Origin of the sequence: Streptacidiphilus jeojiensis (genome assembly GCF_042510965.1) — a bacterium.
Classification (GTDB): Bacteria; Actinomycetota; Actinomycetes; order Streptomycetales; family Streptomycetaceae; genus Streptacidiphilus; species Streptacidiphilus jeojiensis.
Genome location: NZ_JBEUKS010000021.1, coordinates 89,629 through 109,232 on the forward strand (window position 1 = coordinate 89,629; position 19,604 = coordinate 109,232).

Sequence of the window (19,604 nt, forward strand, 5' to 3'; positions counted from 1 at the left end):
CAGGAGCGGCGGGTGCGACACGGGGGAGGCACCGGGTGGGACAGGGCCGTGAGCGCAGGGAGCTGTACCGGCGGGGGGAACGGCTGCACCGGTCCGCCACCGAGGTGGTGGACGAGTACCGGGCCGCCGTCGAGCGGGTCCGGACCCTGGCCGAGGAGCTGCGGGACCGGGAGACCCAGGCGTCGCTGGACGAGGTGCCGGTCGACCGGCTGAGCGACGTCACCGACGGACGGCTCCGGGTCACCGCCCTGGAGGCGGCCGGGTTCCGGACGGTGGGTCAGGTGCACCGGGCCGAGGCCTACGAACTGCTCCGGGCCCCCGGCATCGGCCGGCAGAGCGCGGACCAGGCCAAGGTCGCCGCCGCGCAGCTGGCCAGGGCCGCCCGGGAGGCCACCGCGGTGCGCATCGACCCGGACCGCCGTGACCCGGCCGGGACCGGGCTGGTCACCGAGCTGTTCCCGTTCGTCCAGGCCGGCCCGGGGCTGCTCGGTGCCCAGCGCCGCGCGGAGCAGGCCTCGGCCCGGCTGGCCGTCGCCCTGGCCGACGGCGCCCCGGCCCGGTCCGCGCTGCGCCTGCGGCTGCTCGGACGGGCCCGCCGGGAGGCCGCGCTGGCGGCGGTGGCCGCCGTGGCCGAGGTGCTGACCGGAGCCGAACAGGGCCGTGCCGACGAGGTGTTCGCCCAGGCCGCGGTGGACCTGCTGCGCCGGCCGTCCTCACCGGACCAGGCCTGGCTGGAGTTCGAGACCCGGGCGGCCGAGTTCTACACCGTCCTGGGGCAGCTCGCGGAGGAGGCCCTGCGGAGGGTGCCGGCCGAGTCGTCCGAGGGCCACCTGCCGGACCGACTGGCCCGGGCGGTACGCGGGCTAGAGCTGGACGAGTCGCTGCTCCGGGTCTCGCTGCGCGGCTACCAGGTGTTCGGCGCCCGCTACGCCCTGGTGCAGCGGCGCACGATCCTGGGCGACGAGATGGGCCTGGGAAAGACGATCCAGGCGATCGCCGCGATGGCGCACCTCGCGGCCGGCGGCGAACGGCACTTCCTGGTGGTCTGCCCGGCGAGCGTGCTGGTCAACTGGCTGCGGGAGATCGAGTCGCGGTCCCGGCTGACGGCCCACCGGGTGCACGGGACCCATCGCGGAACGGCGCTGATGGAGTGGCGGCACAGGGGCGGGGTGGCCGTCACCACCTTCGAGGGACTGCGCTACCTGGACGGACTGCCGGCCGGGACGGCTCCGGCGACGGCGATGGTGGTGGTGGACGAGGCCCACTACGTCAAGAACCCGCAGACCCTGCGCGCCCGGCAGGTGCGCGCCCTCACCGACGGGTGCGAGCGGGTGCTGTTCCTCACCGGGACGGTGATGGAGAACCGGGTCGAGGAGTTCCGCGCGCTGCTGTCCTACCTGCAGCCCGGACTCCTGCCTCCCTACCGGCCGTGGGAGCCGCCGCTGGGCGCGGAGGCGTTCCGGCACGCCGTGGCCCCGGCCTATCTGCGGCGCAACCAGAGCGACGTGCTCAGCGAACTGCCGCTGCTGGTGCACAGCGACGAGTGGCAGGAGTTCAGCGCGGCCGACGAGGACGCCTACCGGCAGGCGGTCGCCGCCGCGAACTTCCCGGCGATGCGGCGGGCGGCCTACGCGGTGCCCGAGCAGTCGGCGAAGCTGCGGCGGCTGGGCGAGATCGTGGCGGAGGCCGTGGCCGCGGGCGAGAAGGTGCTGGTGTTCTCCTACTTCCGCGATGTTCTGACGACAGCTCAGAAGACGTTCGGGGAGCGGGTCCCGGTGCTGCTGGGGCCGCTGTCGGGCCGCACCGAGCCGGGGGAGCGGCAGCAGGTCGTCGACCGGTTCGGCGCGGCGCCCGGTCCTGCGGTGCTGCTGGCGCAGATCCAGGTCGGCGGGATCGGGCTGAACCTGCAGGCCGCGAGCGTGGTGGTGCTCTGCGAGCCGCAGGTCAAACCCGCCCTGGAACAGCAGGCCGTGGCCCGCGCCCACCGGATGGGCCAGACCCGGCGGGTGCGGGTGCACCGGCTGCTCACCCCCGACAGCGTCGACCAGCGGCTGCTGCGGCTGCTGGCCCGCAAGCAGGACCTGTTCGACGCCTACGCCCGCCGCAGCGACGCCGCGGAGGCCTCGCCGGAGGCGCTGGACATCTCCGAACCGTCGCTGGCGCGGCAGATCATCGAGGCGGAGCAGCAGCGGCTGGCGGAGCAGACGCCTTCCGGCCGCTGAACGGTGGCACCGCGGGCTGAGGAGGCGGACGGGGGATCAGCGCTGCGGACGGTGTCCGGTGAGGTCCTGCCAGCGGTCCAGGGCCTGGTCGAGCTCGGCGCGGGCGGCGGAGAGGCGACCCTCCTTGCGGTGACGTTCCTTCACCTGCTCCAGCCGCTCCCGGGCGGCCTCCTGGGCGGCCGTGTCCGCGACCGCGCGGCTGCGGTCCGCCTCGGCCTCGGCGATCTGCTGCTCGCGTTCCACGCAGGCCCTGTTCTCGTCGGCGACCGCGTTGGTGATCCGCCGGGAGAAGCCGCGGACGTCCTCCTCCTCGAACTGGTCGCCGGGGAAGGATGCGGACCTCTCGTGACCGTCGGGCAGGGTGACATGGATGTAGCAGGTGTTCCGCCGCCCGAGCTCGAAGCGGACCCGGAGGCCGTCCAGCGGTACCTCGGCCTTGGAGACCCGGAGCTTCCGCTGAAAGAGCGTCATCGGGCCCATGGTCTCCCGCAGTTGCCCGGGTCCGGGATCCCTCAGCTGCTTGAGCCGGCGGTCAGCGCCGGTGATCTGCCGGTTCTGGCGTCGCTCGGCCTCGCGCAGCTGCCCCTCGGCGGCGGACTGCTCCTGGCCGTGCTCGCGCCTGATCGTGCGCATGGTCAGCCGTGCGGACGACAGCTCCTTGCGGTCCGGTGCGTACATCGCCCCGAAGGCGTAGGCCCATCCGCCGGGATAGCGGTGCAGCTGCCACCCCACGGCGGCGGCGCAGCACACCAGGACGACCAGTGTCCAGCCCAAGGCTTCCAACGCTGCCCCCTGCCCGCCCGGAGTCCCGGGCGACGCGCATCAGTATCGGGGACCACCGGTCGGGATGGATAGGTCCGGACCGGTGCTCCGGGGGCGGCGAAAACGGGGAGATCGGCGCGGCCGCCCCTCGGTAGACTGCGGCCCCGCCCCCGACTCGAAGGCAGCCCCGCTGATGCGCTGGTCAGAGCTCTACGTCCCCACCCTGCGCGAGGATCCCGCCGACGCCGACGCGGCCAGCCATCGGCTGCTGCTGCGGGCCGGCTACGTCCGCCAGCTGATGGCGGGCCACTACTCGCTGCTGCCGCTCGCGGTGCGGGTGCGGGCGAAGATCATGGACATCGTCCGCGAGGAGATGAACCGGGCCGGCGGGCAGGAGTTCGTCCTGCCGGTGATGCACCCCGCCGAGATCTGGCAGAAGTCCGGGCGCTGGGACGTCATGGGCGAGGAGATGTTCCGGCTCAAGGACCGCAGGGGAGCGGACCTCGCGCTGGGCATGACCCATGAGGAGATCTTCACCACGCTGGCCACCGAGCTGCGCTCGTACCGCCAGCTGCCGCAGGTCTGGTACCAGTTCCAGACCAAGTTCCGGGACGAGCCGCGGCCCAAGAGCGGCCTGATCCGGGTGCGCGAGTTCACCATGAAGGACGCCTACAGCTTCGACCTGGACGAGGCCGGGCTCGACGCCGCCTTCGACCGGCAGCACGCCGCCTACGCGCGGATCTTCGCCAGGATCGGCATTCCGGCGATCCCGGTGCAGGCGTCCAGCGGCAGTATGGGCGGCAGTTCGTCGGTGGAGTTCATGTGCCCGTCGGACGCGGGCGAGGACCTGATCGTCACCTGTCCGGACTGCGACTACGCCGCCAACGTGGAGAAGGCCGGTTCGGCCCTGGCCGCGATCGAGGACGCCGTGGGACCGGCGGCCCCGGAGCGCTTCGACACCCCCGGCGTGCGCACCATCGACGACCTCGACCGGGAGTACGGGTTCAGCGCCCGGCAGCAGGTCAAGACCCTGGTCTACATCCTGGACGAGCAGCTCACGCTGGTGCTGCTGCGCGGTGACCACGCGCTGGTCGAGCAGAAGCTGATCGACGCCACCGGGGCCAACCGAATCCGCCCGGCCACCCCCGAGGAGATCGTCGCGGCGCTGGGTGCCAGGCCCGGCAGCCTGGGCGCGGTCGGGGTCGCCGACCTCCCGGTCATCGCCGACGAGGCCCTGCGCGGACGCCGTTCCATGGCCACCGGCGCCAACACCGACGGGGTGCACCTGCGCGGTGTGGACGTCGACCGCGACATCGCCCCCGCCCGCTGGGCCGACCTGCGCGAGGTCACCGCCGGCGAGCCGTGCCCGCAGTGCGGCGCCGCGCTGGGAGTGGTCCGTACGGTCGAGATCGGCCACATCTTCAAGCTCGGCCGCAAGTACACCGAACCACTCGGCGTCAGCGTCCTCGCCCCCGGCGGCGAGCGGGTCACCCCGGTCATGGGCTGCTACGGCATCGGCATCGAACGCGCCCTGGCCTGCGCGGTCGAGTCGCACCACGACGACCGGGGCATCGTCTGGCCGGTCGCGATCGCGCCCTTCGAGGTGGCCGTGGTCACCCTGGGCAAGGACGAGGCCGTCGCCCGCGCGGGCGAGGAGCTGTACGCGCAGCTGCGCCGCGAACGCGTGGACGCCGTCCTGGACGACCGCGCGGAGCGCCCCGGGGTGAAGTTCAGCGACGTCGAACTGGTCGGCATCCCGTACCGGATCACGGTCGGCGCCCGCGGACTCGCCGCCGGGACGGTCGAGCTCACCGACCGCGCGACGGGGACGAGCACCGAGGTCGCCCTGGCCGATGTGGTGGGGCGGGTACGGGAGTTGGTGCTGGGGGCGGTGGCGGAGACGGGCGCCGAGTAGGCCGTCAGCGGGACAGTGTGTCGTGGCCGATGAAGGTGAACATGCTCTCGGCGTCGGCGTCGGCGTCGGCGTCGGTGGACCCCTCGACCCCGGAGCTGTCCGAGGTCGTGCCGGCGTAGCGGTGGGCCGCGGCGCCGAAGCCTGCTCCGGGGGCGGAGAGCCACACCCGCTCGAAGCCGCGTTCCTCGAACCAGCCGCAGATCCGGGGCACCAGGTCCGGGTCCTTGCGGTGCCGGGTCCAGACCACGGTGCCGCCGACGGCGCAGAGCCGGGTGCAGTGGTCGACGGTGCGCTCGATGTCGGCGTCGCTGATGTTGCCGAAGATCCCGCAGGCCAGCACGAGTTGAGCTGGTGTCAGGTCGCGGTAGCGGGAAACCTGGGCGGCGTCGCCGGTCACCACCTCGACCCGGGTCAGGCCGGCCGCCGCCGCGGTGGCCCGCGCCGCGGCCGCGTTGCGCGGGTCGAGCTCGACCAGTCGGGCCGTGACGTCATCGCGGCGCGGATGGTCGGGCAGGACACCCAGCAGGTCGTGTCCCTGACCGGCGCAGATGCTGATCACCCGGATCGGCCCCGGCGGCGCGGTGTCCAGCGCCAGCCGGATCTGCTGCTGCACCGCGGCCAGGCGCTGAGTCAGGTAGGAGCCGGGGCGGTCGTAGTCGTCGTGCCAGGCGTGCCAGTCCATACCGGGACGCTACATGACCGCCCGGTGTCGGCAGGGGGGTGTACCTGGGTCCACCCCCTGATCCGGTGGCCAACGCCCCTGCGGGCGCCGGGGGAGGGCGGCACACTGGGGTGGCGGCTCCTCCGGGGCGATGTGTCGAGTGGGCGACGAGGGCGAGGGCAGCATGAGCAGGAGCATGGCCGACCGGGTCGAGGAGTCCCTTCCGTGGTTCCGGGAGCGGCTGGTGGCCCTGGGGCGGTGCCTGGTGCTGCATCTGCTGGTGTATCCGGGGCTGTTGTGCGCCGCGCTGGCCGGATTCGCCTTCGTCGGGCTGGGGTTCGGGGCCGGTGCGCTGCTGCTGCCGCTGGCGGTGCTGGCGGTGCGGCGGATGGCGGACCAGCGCCGGGAGTTGGCCACGCGCTGGACCGGGACCGTGGTCGAGGCCCCGTACCCGCGGCGGCCGGTCTTCCCGGCCGGGGCCACCGGGGTCCGGCAGTGGGTGCGCTGGCTGCGGGCCGATCCGGCCACCCGGCGCGACCTGACCTGGCTGCTGCTGGACCCGGTGGTCGGCGGGCTGCTGGCGCTGCTGCCGGTCGCGCTGGTGCTGGAGGGCGTCTACGGGTTCGTGGTCTGCGCCAACGTCAGGTGGATGAGCAGCACCGGCTACGGTGACTGGTTCGTGCTGATGCACGCCCACTACGGCCACGGCGGCGACCTGGCCGCGATCTCCGCAATGGGGGTGGGGCTGGTCCTGCTGGGGCTCTGGAGCGCGCCCAAGGTCCTTCCCGTCTACGGCCGTTGGACCAGGTCGCTGCTGGCGCCCACACCCGAGGTGCAACTCGCCTCCCGGGTACGGCAGTTGACCGAGACGCGGAGCGAGGCGGTGGACGCCCAGGCGGCCGAGCTGCGCCGGATCGAGCGCGACCTGCACGACGGCGCGCAGGCCCGGCTGGTGGCCATGGGCATGAACCTCAGTGCCGCCGCCCAACTGCTGGAGAAGCACCCGGCGGAGGCCAAGGAGATGCTGCTGGAGGCCCGCAACGCCTCCGCGCAGGCCCTGAACGAGCTGCGCGACCTGGTCCGCGGCATCCACCCGCCGGTGCTGTCCGACCGCGGACTGGGCGACGCGGTACGGGCGTTGGCGCTGGACAGCGCGCTCACCGTCGAGGTCGGGGTGGACCTGCCGGGCCGGTTGGAGGCCCCGGTGGAGTCCGCCGCCTACTTCACCGCCGCCGAGGCCCTCGCCAACGCCGCCAAGCACTCCGGCGGCCAGCGGGTCTGGATCGACATCCAGCACCGCGACGGACGGCTGCTGATGACCATTCAGGACGACGGCGCCGGGGGCGCGGATCCGGCCAAGGGCGGCGGACTGCGCGGGCTGGAGCGCAGGCTCGCCCCGTTCGACGGGATACTGGTGCTGAACAGTCCGGTCGGCGGTCCGACCGTCCTCACCGTGGAGCTGCCGTGCGAGTTGTCCTAGCCGAGGACCTGTTCCTGCTGCAGAACGGCCTGGTGCGGATGCTCGAGGCGTACGACTGCGAGATCGTCGCCGCCGTCGACAACGGCCCGGACCTGCTCGCGGCGCTGCTGGAACTGCGGCCGGACGTGGCCGTGGTCGACGTGCGGATGCCGCCGACCTTCACCGACGAGGGGCTGCAGGCGGCCCTCCAGGCCCGGCGCGAGGCGCCGGGCCTTCCGGTGCTGGTGCTGTCGCAGTACGTGGAGCAGCTCTACGCCAGGGAGTTGCTGGCCGACGGCACCGGTGCCGTCGGCTATCTGCTGAAGGACCGGGTGTTCGACTCGGACCAGTTCGTGGACGCGGTCCGCCGGGTCGCCGCCGGCGGCACCGTGATGGACCCGGAGGTCATCGCCAAGCTGCTGGCGCACAACGCCCACACCGAGCCGCTGGGCGCGCTGACGCCCCGTGAGCGCGAGGTGCTGGCGTTGATGGCCGAGGGCCGCTCCAACGCGGCCATCGCCGAGCGGATGGTGGTGACGGAGCGGGCCATCGCCAAGCACACCTCCAACATCTTCCTCAAGCTGGACCTGCAGCCCTCGGACGAGGACAACCGCCGGGTGCTGGCCGTCCTCGCGTACCTCAACACCTGAGCGGACACGTACGCCCCCCGCCGGGGTGTAGGTAGTTCCACCCCCGGTTCCGGTGTCTACCGCTCCTGTGCCGGGCGCCCCAGGTCAACAGACTGGCAGCAGGATGCCGAATCCGTTGACGAGGGAGCTGGGCAAGATGCTGGACACAGCGCGGACGCAGGACGCGGTGCGGCTGGAAGCACTGACCAAGCAGTACGGATCCGGGGACGGGGCGGTGGCCGCGCTGCGGGGGATCGACCTGTCGTTCCCGGTGGGCAGTTTCACCGCGGTGATGGGCCCCTCGGGCTCGGGGAAGTCGACTCTGCTGCAGTGCTCCGCCGGCCTGGACCGGCCCAGCTCGGGCCGGGTGGTGATTGGCGGGGTGGACATCACCCGGCTCAACGAGACCGAACTGACCGGCTTCCGAAGGGAGTCGACCGGATTCGTGTTCCAGTCGTTCAATCTGCTGCCCTCGCTGACGGCGGAGCAGAACGTGGCGCTGCCGCTGCGGCTGGCGGGCCGCCGGCCGGACCGGCGCGCGGTACTGCGCGCGCTGGCGCAGATGGGCATGGAACACAAGGCGGGCAGCCGTCCCAGTGAGCTGTCCGGCGGCCAGCAGCAGCGGGTGGCCATCGCCAGGGCCCTGGTGACCCGTCCCGCGGTGCTCTTCGCGGACGAGCCGACCGGGGCGCTGGACCTCAGCACCGGACGGGAGCTGCTGGCGGTGCTGCGGGCCCTGGTGGACGCCGCGGACGGCCCGGACGGGGTCGGCACCACCATCGTGATGGTCACCCACGACCCCAGCGTGGCCGCGCACGCGGACCGGGTGCTGTTCCTGGCCGACGGCGCGCTCGCCGGCGAGTTGGTGGCGCCCTCCCCGGAGGCCGTGGCCGGCCGGATGACGGACCTGGCGGTGGCACGGTGATCGGGGTGGCCCTGCAGACGCTGCGTGCCCGTTGGGTGTCCTTCCTGGGGACGGTCGTGGCGCTGGTGCTGGGCGTGGCCCAGGTCGCGTCGATGGGCCTGCTGCTGATGGGGATGTTCGACCTGCCGCAGCGGCCGGTGCAGCGCTTCGCCACGGCCCCGGCCGTGGTGCAGCCGAACGACCCGACCTGGAACGCCTCCGAGCACGACGTCGGGGCGCGGTCGCTGGCGCAGGCCGAGGGGGTGTCGGCGGCGCTGCTGGCCAAGGTGTCGGCGACCGGCCCCACCGTGGTGGACCGCTCCTTCTACGCCCAGCCGGCCGGCGGCCCCGCGACCAGCGTGGGGCATCCCTGGGCGGTGGCCGGGTACGGCGGCTACCACCTGGTGTCGGGCCGGTCCCCGGCCGGCGCCGACGAGGTGGTGGTGGGCGTCGGCCAGGGCCGGGTGGGCCAGAAGCTGACGGTGCTGACCGCCGCTGGCCCGGCCGTGTTCACGGTCAGCGGCACGGTCTCCGCGGTCTCCTGGGAGCACGCGGTGTTCTTCAGCGACGCCGAGGCGGCGGCGCTGTCGCCACGGATCGACGACCTGGTCGCGCTGGGTCCGGTGGACGCGGTACGGGCCGCGGTCGCCGGGTCCCAGGCCGAGGTGCTGACCGGCCAGGACCGGCACAAGGCGGACCCCAGCGCGACCACCGACCGCAGGTCGCTGGACGACACCATCACCCTGGTGCCGGTGATGGCCGGGGTGGCGGGGGTGACCGCGGTCTTCGTGGTGGCCTCCACCTTCGGGTTCGCGGTGATCCAGCGCCGCCGTGAGGTGGCGCTGCTGCGGGCGGTGGGGGCGACCCCGCAGCAGGTGCGGAAGATGGTCCGCGGCGAGGCGCTGCTGGTGGGGGCGTTCGCCTCGGCGGTGGGCACCGGGCTGGGGCTGCTCGGCGCCCAGTGGCTGGCACAGCTGCTGATCGGGATGGGCATCGCGCCTTCCTGGTTCACCGTCGCGATCTCGCTGAAGTGGACCGTGCTGGCCCCGCTGGCGGCCGCGTTCCTGGTCGGGGTCGGGGTGGCGCTCGGCGGCGCGGTCACGGCCGCCGGGCGGGCCGGGCGGATCCGTCCGATCGAGGCGCTGCGGGAGGCCGCGGTCGACGAGGCGGGCTGGACCCCGGGCCGACGGCTGCTGGGCCTGCTGGGCCTGGTCGGCGGGGTGGCCTGGGCCGCCTGGATCGGGATCGCCTCGCCCAACAGCGTGCTGTCGCCCAACACCTATGTGATGTCGCTGACGGTGCCGGTGCTGGCCGCAGCGGTGCTGGCGCCGTTCGCGGTGGGACCGCTCACCCGGCTGCTGATGCGGCCGTTCCGGAGGTCGTCGGGCGCCACCGCGATGCTGGTCCGGGAGGGCGCGCTGACCTCGCGCCGGCGCATCGCCGCAACCGCCGCGCCGGTGCTGCTGACGGTGGGTCTGGCCTTCTCGCTGATGGCGGCGACCTCCTCGCTGGGCGCGGCACGCGACAGCGGGGCGCAGAACCAGGTGTCCGCGCCGTACGCGCTGGTGCCCGACGGCACTCCGGGGATCAGTCCGCAGGTGGTGGCCCGGGTCGCGGCGATCCACGGGGTACGGGTGGCGGCGCCGCTGGCGACCACCATCTACACCCCGTCGGACGGGAACACGGACCAGAACGACGCGCTGGTGGTCGACCCGGCCGCGCTGCGGGACACCATGAAGCTCCAGGTGGTCGCCGGCTCCCTGGACGCCCTCAACGACACCAGCATGGCCGTGGCGGACATCTGGGACTGGCCGGTGGGTTCCGAGGTCCCGGTGCACCTGCCGGACGGCCAGGTGGCCACGCTGCGGGTGGCGGCCACCTACCGCGCGGTGCGCGGCCAGGACGTGGCGTACCTGCCGATGAGGTTCGCCGCCAGCGCCGCCTACGCCAAGGACGGTCTGGTGCCGGACGCCTATGTGTCGCTGGCACCGGGCACCGACCCGGCCGCGGCCGCCAAGGCGATCCGGGCGGCGGTGGCCGGCGGCGGGGCGAGCTTCGTCAGCCGGGACCGGCTGGTCTCCTCGGAGAGCTCCTACTCGACCCATCTGATCAAGGTGCGGCAGCAGTCCACCGCCCTGATCATCGTGCTGTTCTGCTTCATCGCCATCCTCAACACCCTGCTCATGGCCACCGCGGACCGCCGCAGGGACCTGGCGGTGCTGCGGCTCGCCGGGGCCACGCCGCGGCAGGTGCTGAAGTTCTTCGTCGGCGAGTCGCTGCTGGTGGTGGCCATCGGGACGGTGCTGGCGCTGGCCGCGACGGCGGTCAACCTGGCCGGGCTGTGGGGCGCGCTGCTGCAGCTCTTCGGCAGCACGCCGATCGAGGCGCCGTACTCGGTGATCCTCGGCATCACCGCGGTCTCGCTGCTGCTCGCCCTGGTCGGCACGGTGCTGCCGGTCGGCGCCGCGCTGCGCGGACGGAGCCTGGGCTTCGTCGGCACCGGGGAGTAGGCCGGGTACGGACAGCCGTGCGGACAGAAGTGCGGACAGAAGTGCGGACAACGCTGTCAGCACGGGGTCTTGACGCCGTATAGCCCCGATATAGCCGTCGAACGCACGCTCGCCTCATCTCGAACGGATGGGGGAAGCGTGTCCGACCAAGAAGCACAGGTGGCCCTGGTGACCGGGGGCTCGCGCGGCATCGGCCGGGCGGTCGCCACACGGCTCGCCCGGGACGGTTTCGACGTGGCGCTCTGCTACCGGTCGGACGACTCGGCCGCGGAGCTGGTGGAGAAGGAGATCGCCGCCGCCGGCCGCCGGGTGCTGACCCGGCGGCTGGACGTCGGCGACCGCACAGCGGTGCGGGCCTTCGTCGCTGACACCGAGTCCGAGCTCGGCCCGGTCTCGGCGGTGGTCACCTCGGCCGGGATCACCCGGGACCGCCCGCTGGCGCTGATGTCCGACGACGAGTGGGACTCGGTGCTGAGCACCAACCTCGACGGCACCTACAACGTGCTGCGCTCGGTGGTGCGTTCGATGATCCGGCGGCGGGCCGGAACGGTGGTCACCCTCTCGTCGGTGGCCGGGGTGGTCGGCAACGCGGGGCAGACCAACTACTCGGCCTCCAAGGCCGGGATCATCGGCCTGACCCAGGCACTGGCCAAGGAGTTCGGCCGGTACGGGGTGCGGGCCAACGCCGTCGCGCCGGGGTTCATCGACACCGAGATGGTCGCCGGGGTGCCGGAGAAGCAGCTCAAGGAGGCGCTGAGCCGGATCCCGCTGGCACGCTTCGGCACCCCCGGCGAGGTCGCCGCGCTGGTGTCCTACCTGGTGTCGCCGCAGGCCGAGTACATCACCGGCCAGGTCTTCCGGATCGACGGGGGCATGGCGCTGTGAGCGCCGCCGAGAACTGGTTCCGCCGCTCCCCGGCGTTCGGCCGGACGGCCGGGGCCGGAACCGCCACCGTGCCCGGTCCGGTGCGGACCCGGCTGCGGCTGGTCTGCCTCCCGCACGCGGGCGGCAACTCGCAGCTGTTCCGCGGCTGGCAGGCCCGGCTGCCCTCGGACATCGAGGTGCTCGCGGTCTGCTACCCGGGCCGCCGCGAACGGATGGGCGAGCCCTGCGTGGAGTCCATGGACGAGCTGGCCGACCGGATCACCGCGGCGCTGACCCCCTACCGGGACCTCCCGCTGGCGCTGTTCGGGCACAGCATGGGCGCGGCCGTGGCCTACGAGGTGGCCGCCCGGCTGGAGGCCGGCCACGGCGAGCCGGCGGTCCAGCTGCTGGTGTCGGCCCGGGACGCCCCGCACCGGATCCGCCCCACCGCACTGCACCGGGCCGCCGACGAGGTGCTGGTGGCCGGGGTGTCCCGGCTGGGGACGCTGGGCGGCGACGTCTACTCGATCCCGGCCCTGCGCGAACTGCTGCTGCCGGTGCTGCGCTCGGACTACCGGCTCATCGAGACCTACCAGCCGCAGCGGCCGGTCCGGCTGCGCACCGCCATCACCGCCTACCAGGGCGACCGCGACCCCGCCACCGCGGGGGCGGGCATGCTCGGCTGGGAGGAGCTCACCAGCGGCGGATTCGCCCGGCGCAGCTTCCCCGGCGACCACTTCTACCTCGCCCCCCAGGAGTCCGCGCTCACCGCGGACATCGCCGCGCGACTGGCGCGGGTCGGCTCCGGGCTCACGGTCTGACGTGCCCTCATATCCGTCGGATCGTCAGAACAGCACCCCATGCGACAGGACCGGTCAGTGACCCGGTCAGTGACAGAGAGGAGCAGCACCGTGACGAGCGCCACCGCTTGGGCACCACTGGAGATCGAGGCCAAGGAGGGCGGCGGAGCCGCCGAACTGCTCGCCCGGGTGGACGGGCTGGACGGCGGCCTGGCGGCCGGGCTGGTCCGGGCCAGGGCGCTGGTGTTCCGCGGCTTCGGGATCACCCGGGAGACGCTGGACCCGGTACTGGACCGGCTGCTGCCGAACCGGCTGGCCTATGTGCACGGGAACTCCCCGCGGACCAAGGTCGGCAGCAATGTCTACACCTCGACGGAGTACCCGCAGGAGTACACCATCTCGATGCACAACGAGATGAGCTACGCCCACGCCTGGCCGACCCGGCTGGCCTTCTACTGCCAGGTGCAGCCCGGCGGCGGCGGGGCCACCCCGGTGCTGGACGCCGAGCTCTGGCTGCAGCTGCTGGACCCGGAGCTGCGCCGGGCCTTCGCGGGCGGCGTGCGCTACCTGCAGAACCTGCACAACGGCTACGGCCTGGGCAAGAGCTGGCAGGACACCTTCGAGACCACCGAGCGCTCCGAGGTGGAGGAGTTCCTCGCCGCGGCCGGCGCCGAGTGGGACTGGCGCCGCGACGGCAGCCTGCGGGTCGAGTCGCACCGCCCGGCCACCACCCGGCACCCGGTCACCGGCGCCGAGGTGTGGTTCAACCAGGCCGACCAGTGGCACCCGGCCGGGCTGGGCGACGACACCGCCGCCGAACTGGCCGCCATCCTGTCCGAGGACGAGCTGCCGCAGTCGGTGACCTTCGCCGACGGGACGCCGATCCCGGCCGAGTACGTCGCCCAGATCCGGGACCGCGGCCTGGACGCCGCGGTGGACGTCGACTGGCGGGCCGGCGACCTGATGCTGATCGACAACGTCCTGCTGGCGCACGGCCGCAGGCCCTTCACCGGGGACCGCAGGGTCCTGGTGGCGATGTCCGACTGACCGTCCCCGCCCATGCTCCCGCAGCGAGAGCCACCCACCGCCACCCACTGCCACGACAGGACGAGCCGACCATGACCATCACCTCGGAAGAGGTCCCCGCGGGCTGGGCGGGCAGCGGTACCGTACCGGGCCTGTGCCGCCCCGACGCCCCCGGCGCGGGCATCCACGACTACCTCACCCGCAACCGGGACGCGCTGCGGGCGCTGCTCACCGAGCGCGGTGCGCTGCTGCTGCGCGGCTTCGCGGTCGGCGGGGTGGACGGCTTCGACGGGACCGTCCGCGCCTTCTCCGGCCGCCCGCCGCTGGCCTACGCGGAGCGCTCCTCGCCGCGCAGCACCATCAAGGGCCAGGTCTACACCTCGACCGACTACCCGCCGGACGAGGAGATCTTCCTCCACAACGAGAACTCCTACCAGGCGGTCTGGCCGCGCACGCTGTTCTTCTACTGCGTCGAACCCGCGGCCACGCTGGGGGCGACGCCGCTGGCCGACATCCGCCAGGTGCTGCGGGCGATCGACCCCGAGGTCCGGGCCGAGTTCGAGCGGCGCGGCTGGCAGGTGGTGCGCAACTTCCAGCCCGGCTTCGGGGTGCCCTGGCAGGAGGCCTTCAACACCTCGGACCGGGACGGCGTGGCGGCCTACTGCAAGGAGCGCCGGATCGAGGCCGAGTGGCGCCCGGACGGCGGCCTGCGCACCACCGCGGTGCGGCAGGCGGTGCACCGGCACCCGGTCAGCGGCGAGCCGGTCTGGTTCAACCACGCCACCTTCTTCCACGTCAGCACGCTCGCCCCGGAGGTCGGCGCCGGCCTGCGCACCATCTTCGCCGACGAGGACCTGCCCACCAACACCTTCTACGGCGACGGCGGGGCCATCCCGGACGCGGTGACGGAGCACCTGCGCGCCGTCTACCGCTCGGCGTCGGTCCGCTTCGACTGGCAGCGGGACGACGTGCTGGTCGTCGACAACATGCTGGCCGCGCACGGGCGCGAGCCGTTCACCGGGCCGCGGCGGATCGCCGTGGCCATGGCCGAGCCGTCGGACGCATGACGGCACAGAGAGGATCCGAGACAGCGATGTTCGAGTCATTCGAGACGTTCGGGTCGCGCATCACCGGGATAGCCGCCTACCGGCCGACCCGGCTGGTCTCCAACGAGGAACTGGCGCCGCGGACCACGGTCTCCCCGGACTGGATCGTGAGCCGGACCGGCATCCGCACCCGCTACCACGCCACCGAGGAGGAGACCCTGGTCGCGATGTCGGTGGCGGCCGGCGAGAAGGCGCTGGTGACGGCCGAGGTCGACCCGGCCGAGGTGGACCTCACCATCGTGGCGTCGGCCACCCGCAAGGTCCGGATGCCCGGGATCGCGCCCGAGGTGGCCAGCACCATCGGCCTGCCCAACTCCGGTGCCTACGACCTGAACGCGGTCTGTGCCGGGTTCACCTACTCGCTGGCGATGGCCTCCAACGCGGTCCGGCTCGGCGAGGCCCGGCACGTGCTGGTCGTCGGCGTGGAGCGGACCAGCGACTGGATCGACCCCAACGACCCGGACACCTTCGTCATCTTCGGCGACGGCGCCGGCGCGGCCGTGGTCTCCCGCTCCGCCACCGCCGACATCGGCCCGGCGGTCTGGGGCAGCGACGGTGCCAGGCACGACGTCCTCGGCATCACCACCAAGGCCGACGGCAACGAGTACGTGACCATGAACGGGCCGCTGGTCTACAAGTGGTCCACCGCGACCATGCCCGATGTCGCCCACCGGGCCTGCGCGGCGGCGGGGACCACGTTGGAGGAGATCGACTGGTTCGTCCCGCACCAGGCCAACAACCGGATCATCAAGACCCTCACCACCGAGCTCGGCCTGCCGCCGGAGCGCGTCGTCAACGACGTCGTGGACACCGGCAACACCTCGGCGGCCTCGGTGCCGCTGGCGCTGACCCGGCTGCGCGACAGCGGCCGCAGCACCCCCGGCGAGCGGGTGCTGCTGCTCGGCTTCGGCGCCGGGCTCACCTATGCCGGCCAGGTCGTCCGGATGCCGTAGTCCCGCTCTGATGCTCCGTCATTCTCCTTACCGAACAGTCGACATGCGAAGGAAACGAACACCATGAACCGCGACGAACTGACCGCCGAGGTCATCAGCCTGACCGTCCGTACGGCGCAGGACCTGGACGCCGAGGTGACCGCCGAGGCGACCTTCGACGAGCTCGGGATGGACTCGCTGACCCGGATCGACCTGCTCGCCGCCGTCGAGAAGACCTACCGCTGCACCGTCCCGGACGACCGCGTCGGCGAACTGCTGCGGATCGTCGACGTGGTGGACTTCCTGCTCGCCGAGAAGGCGGGAGTCTGACCCATGGACCGCACCGCCGGCACGGCCGGGACCCACGACGACGAAGTGCTGCCGCTGTCGGTGGGCCAGGAGGGCCTCTGGCTGCTCCATGAACTGGCCCCCGACAGCTCCACCTACCACCTCGCGGGCGGCGGCCGGATGGAGCCCGCGCCCGACCCCGAACTGCTGGCCCGGGCCGTGCTGGCGCTGACCGAGCGCCATCCCATGCTGCGCTCGGTCTATCTGGAGACCCCGGCCGGTCCGCGACGGATGGTCCGCGAGCCCGGCACGATCGGGGCCCTGACCGTACGTCAGGTACCGGACGCGGATGACGAGGAGCTGCGCCGGCTGGTGGCCGAGGAGACCGCCAGGCCGTTCCGGCTCTCCACCGAGGGACCCTTCCGCGCGGTGCTGCTGCTGCGCGAGGGCGACGCGGTCCTGCTGGTGACCACCCATCACATCGCCACCGACGCCACCTCCCAGTGGCTGATCTGGCGCGACCTGCTGGACGCCTACGAGGCGCTGGCCTACGGCAAGGAGCCCGGCTGGGACCCGGTGGGCTCCGGTTACGAGGAGTTCGTCGCGGCCGAGCAGGCGCTGCTGGACTCCCCGCGCGGCACCCGCCAGGCCGAGTACTGGCGCGAGCAGCGCACAGGGTCCGAGCCCGCCGAACTGCCCACCGACCGGCCCAGGCCGGCCCACTCGGCCGGCACCGGGGCCAGCCTGGTCCGGCGGCTTCCGGACCAGCTGTCCGAGCGGGTCCGGCGCACCGCCGCCGACCAAGGGGTGTCGCAGTTCGCGCTGGCGCTGGGCGCGCTGCAGGCCCTGGTCAACCGCTGGACCGGGCAGACCGACTTCCTGATCGCCTGCCCGGCCTCGGTGCGCCGCTCGGCGGCCCGCAACGTGGTCGGCTACTTCGTCAACCCGGTGCTGATCCGGGGCCGGCTGGACCGGGGCACCACCCTCGGCGAGGCCATGGCGGCGGCCAACGAGCGGATCCGGCAGTCCACCGCCCGGGTCACCTACCCGTACCCGCTGGTGGCCCAGGCCGCGCCGGCGACCGGCCCGCTCTACCGGATCTCCATGACCATGGTCACCACCGACCGCTTCGGCCCGGGCCTCGGCGGCGCGGTCTCCGGTGAGGCCATCGACGTGGGCGGAATCAGCACCACCTACCTGGAGATCCCGCACCTGGAGGGGCAGTGCGACCTCGCGGTCGAGGTCACCCGGGACGTCTACGGGCTGACCCTGGCGCTGCGCTACGACACCGAACTCTTCGAACGGGACACGGCGGAGCGGCTGTTCGACCAGTTCGAGCGCTTCATCGCGGCGGCGGCCGACCGTCCCGGCACCAGGATCGGCCGGATCCCGCTCACCGACGAGGCCGAGCGGCGGGCCCTGCTGGAACTGAGCGGCAGCGCGGGCAGCGGTACTCGGGGCAGCGGTACTCGGGGCAGCGGCACTCAGGGCCTCGCGTCATGAGCCGACCGGTGCTGCACGGCATCCTGGACGCCGTGGGCAACACCCACCTGGTGGAGCTGAGCGGCCTGCTGCCGCACTTCCCCTCCCGGGTGTTCGCCAAGCTGGAGGCCTTCAACCCGGGCGGCAGCGTCAAGGACCGCTCCGCGCTGTCGATGCTGCTCGGCCGGATCCGCAACGGGGAACTGCTCCCCGGCCGTTCCACCGTGGTCGAGTCCAGCTCGGGCAACCTGGCCATCGGGATGGCCCAGATCTGCCGCTACTTCGGACTGGACTTCATCTGCGTGGTGGACCCCAAGACCACCGCGCAGAACCTGGCCATCCTGCGCGCCTACGGGGTGACCGTCGAGATGGTCACCGAGCCGGACCCGGACACCGGCGCCTACCTGCCCGCCAGGCTGGCGCGGGTGCGCGAGCTGGTGGCGCTGACCCCCGGTGCCTACTGGCCGGACCAGTACTCCAACCCGCTCAACCCGCGGGCCCACCTGCAGACCATGCGGGAGATCGACGAGGCCCTGGACGGCCGGGTGGACTACCTGTTCTGCTCGACCGGGACCGGCGGCACGATGACCGGCTGCGCCCAGTACATCCGCGAGCGCGGACTGAGCACCACGCTGGTCGGGGTGGACGCGCTCGGCAGCGTGCTGTTCGGCGGGCCGTCCGGACCCAGGCTGCTGCCCGGGCACGGCGCCGCCGTCCGGCCGCCGCTGTTCGATCCGACCCTCGCCGACGAGGTGGTGCTGGTCTCCGACCTGGAGAGCATCGTCGGCTGCCGGATGCTGACCAACCGTGAGGCGATCCTGGCGGGCGGCTCCTCGGGCGCCGTCACCGCCGCGCTGGGCAAGCTCGCCGACCGCATCCCGGCGGGCAGCACCTGCGTGCTGGTCTTCCCGGACCGCGGCGACCGCTACCTCGACACGATCTACTCCGACGAGTGGGTGCGGGCCCGCTTCGGAGACGTCTCCTACCTGTGGAACCAGACGGAACGGACCATGGCGGTGGGCGCATGCTGATCATCAGGCACCAGGAGGTGGCCGATCTGCTGGCCGGGCGCGAGAAGGAGGTCCTCGACCTGGTCGCGGACGCCTACCGGCGCCATGACGAGGGGCGCACCAGCCTGCCGCAGTCGGTGTTCCTGCGCTTCCCCGACCGTCCCCGGGACCGGATCATCGGCCTCCCCGGCTACCTGGGCGGCGCCGACGAGGTGGCCGGGATGAAGTGGATCTCCTCCTTCCCCGGCAATGTCGCCGCGGGGATGGAGCGCGCCAGCGCCGCGATCCTGCTCAACTCGCTGACCAACGGCCATCCCGAGGCCCTGATCGAGGGCTCGCTGATCTCCGCCCGGCGCACCGCGGCCTCGGCCGCGCTGGGCGCCGGGCTGCTGCTGGGGGGCCGGCGTCCGTCCGGGGTCACCCTGATCGGCACCGGCGTCATCAACCGCGAGATCCTGCGCTTCCTCGCGGTCCGGCTGCCGGACCTGGACTCCCTCGCGGTCCACGACACCGACCCGGAGCGGGCCCGGCGGTTCACCGAGGCCAACGCCTCGCTGCTGCCGGGCGCGCGGGTGCGCCACTGCGACACCCTGGACGAGGCCCTGGCCGCGCACGACCTGGTCTCCTTCGCCACCACGGCGGCCACCCCGTACACCGGCCTGGACGCCTGCCCGCCGGGCACGGTGGTGCTGCACATCTCGCTGCGCGACCTCACCGTGCCGACGCTGCTCGGCGCGCACAACCTGGTCGACGACCCGGGCCACGTCTGCCGCGAGAACACCTCGGCGCACCTGGCCGAACAGCAGACCGGCGGAAGGGACTTCATCGACGCCCCGATCGGCGCACTGCTGCGCGGCACCGCGGAGCTGCGGCCGGAGCCCGGGCGGCCGCTGGTGTACTCGCCGTTCGGTCTGGGCGTGCTGGACCTCGCGCTGGCGCGGTTCGTCCGGGACGAGGCCCGGCGCGTCGGCAGCGGGGTCCTGATCGACGGCTTCCTGCCGGCCTGACACCACCGGGGCACCGGACCACGACGG

At 73.2% G+C, this 19,604-nt stretch carries 17 protein-coding genes; 15 read left to right on the top strand and 2 right to left on the bottom strand.

The window, feature by feature from the left end; translation table 11 throughout:
• Positions 1-35 precede the first annotated feature (35 nt).
• Positions 36-2,222 (top strand): DEAD/DEAH box helicase, encoded by a 2,187-nt coding sequence (locus tag ABUW04_RS38050; protein WP_380568868.1) that lies wholly within the window; start codon positions 36-38, stop codon positions 2,220-2,222.
• Between the two features lie 36 nt (positions 2,223-2,258).
• Here the strand turns inward: ABUW04_RS38050 and ABUW04_RS38055 are convergent, their stop codons facing one another.
• Positions 2,259-2,996 carry a hypothetical protein gene (locus ABUW04_RS38055; RefSeq protein ID WP_380568869.1) on the bottom strand — a complete coding sequence of 246 codons (738 nt, stop codon included), beginning with the start codon at positions 2,994-2,996 and terminating at the stop codon, positions 2,259-2,261.
• A gap of 181 nt (positions 2,997-3,177) precedes the next feature.
• On the opposite strand from ABUW04_RS38055, the gene ABUW04_RS38060 reads away from it, so the two are divergent.
• Entirely contained in the window at positions 3,178-4,899 is a 1,722-nt protein-coding gene (locus ABUW04_RS38060) for a proline--tRNA ligase (protein WP_380568870.1), read from the top strand.
• Between the two features lie 4 nt (positions 4,900-4,903).
• On the opposite strand, the gene ABUW04_RS38065 is transcribed toward ABUW04_RS38060, so the two are convergent.
• Complete coding sequence (locus tag ABUW04_RS38065; protein WP_380568871.1) at positions 4,904-5,581, bottom strand: class I SAM-dependent methyltransferase family protein; 678 nt, start codon at positions 5,579-5,581, stop codon at positions 4,904-4,906.
• A gap of 163 nt (positions 5,582-5,744) precedes the next feature.
• Between ABUW04_RS38065 and ABUW04_RS38070 the strand changes: the two genes are divergently transcribed.
• The 13 genes from ABUW04_RS38070 (at position 5,745) to sbnB (ending at position 19,577) form a co-directional block, all read left to right on the top strand.
• The gene (locus tag ABUW04_RS38070) at positions 5,745-7,040 is read left to right on the top strand and encodes a sensor histidine kinase (RefSeq protein WP_380568873.1); all 1,296 of its coding nucleotides are present in this window, start codon (positions 5,745-5,747) and stop codon (positions 7,038-7,040) included.
• Positions 7,025-7,669, top strand: coding sequence for a response regulator (locus ABUW04_RS38075; RefSeq protein WP_030250134.1), 645 nt, complete (start codon positions 7,025-7,027; stop codon positions 7,667-7,669). The genes ABUW04_RS38070 and ABUW04_RS38075 overlap by 16 nt, the downstream gene beginning before the upstream one ends.
• Before the next feature lie 136 nt (positions 7,670-7,805).
• Positions 7,806-8,573 (top strand): ABC transporter ATP-binding protein, encoded by a 768-nt coding sequence (locus tag ABUW04_RS38080; protein WP_030250137.1) that lies wholly within the window; start codon positions 7,806-7,808, stop codon positions 8,571-8,573.
• Between the two features lie 5 nt (positions 8,574-8,578).
• Positions 8,579-11,062: an ABC transporter permease gene (locus ABUW04_RS38085; RefSeq protein WP_380568874.1), complete on the top strand. Its 2,484-nt coding sequence runs from the start codon at positions 8,579-8,581 to the stop codon at positions 11,060-11,062.
• Between the two features lie 138 nt (positions 11,063-11,200).
• Positions 11,201-11,947, top strand: a complete 747-nt coding sequence (gene fabG / locus ABUW04_RS38090) for a 3-oxoacyl-[acyl-carrier-protein] reductase (RefSeq protein ID WP_380568875.1) — start codon at positions 11,201-11,203, stop codon at positions 11,945-11,947.
• Complete coding sequence (locus ABUW04_RS38095) at positions 11,944-12,747, top strand: thioesterase II family protein (RefSeq protein WP_380568876.1); 804 nt, start codon at positions 11,944-11,946, stop codon at positions 12,745-12,747. The genes fabG and ABUW04_RS38095 overlap by 4 nt, the downstream gene beginning before the upstream one ends.
• A gap of 90 nt (positions 12,748-12,837) precedes the next feature.
• A complete protein-coding gene (locus ABUW04_RS38100) occupies positions 12,838-13,773 on the top strand; it encodes a TauD/TfdA family dioxygenase (protein ID WP_380568877.1) in 936 nt (311 codons plus the stop codon).
• A 71-nt stretch (positions 13,774-13,844) separates the two neighbouring features.
• Positions 13,845-14,819 (top strand): TauD/TfdA family dioxygenase, encoded by a 975-nt coding sequence (locus ABUW04_RS38105; protein WP_380568878.1) that lies wholly within the window; start codon positions 13,845-13,847, stop codon positions 14,817-14,819.
• A 26-nt stretch (positions 14,820-14,845) separates the two neighbouring features.
• Entirely contained in the window at positions 14,846-15,811 is a 966-nt protein-coding gene (locus ABUW04_RS38110; RefSeq protein WP_380568879.1) for a beta-ketoacyl-ACP synthase III, read from the top strand.
• Positions 15,812-15,874: 63 nt separating this feature from the next.
• Entirely contained in the window at positions 15,875-16,120 is a 246-nt protein-coding gene (locus ABUW04_RS38115) for an acyl carrier protein (RefSeq protein WP_380568880.1), read from the top strand.
• Positions 16,121-16,123: 3 nt separating this feature from the next.
• Positions 16,124-17,581 carry a condensation domain-containing protein gene (locus ABUW04_RS38120; RefSeq protein ID WP_380568881.1) on the top strand — a complete coding sequence of 486 codons (1,458 nt, stop codon included), beginning with the start codon at positions 16,124-16,126 and terminating at the stop codon, positions 17,579-17,581.
• Positions 17,578-18,591, top strand: coding sequence for a 2,3-diaminopropionate biosynthesis protein SbnA (gene sbnA / locus ABUW04_RS38125; RefSeq protein ID WP_380568882.1), 1,014 nt, complete (start codon positions 17,578-17,580; stop codon positions 18,589-18,591). Before ABUW04_RS38120 ends, sbnA begins: the two co-directional genes overlap by 4 nt.
• The gene (gene sbnB, locus ABUW04_RS38130; RefSeq protein ID WP_380568883.1) at positions 18,585-19,577 is read left to right on the top strand and encodes a 2,3-diaminopropionate biosynthesis protein SbnB; all 993 of its coding nucleotides are present in this window, start codon (positions 18,585-18,587) and stop codon (positions 19,575-19,577) included. Before sbnA ends, sbnB begins: the two co-directional genes overlap by 7 nt.
• Positions 19,578-19,604: the final 27 nt, after the last annotated feature.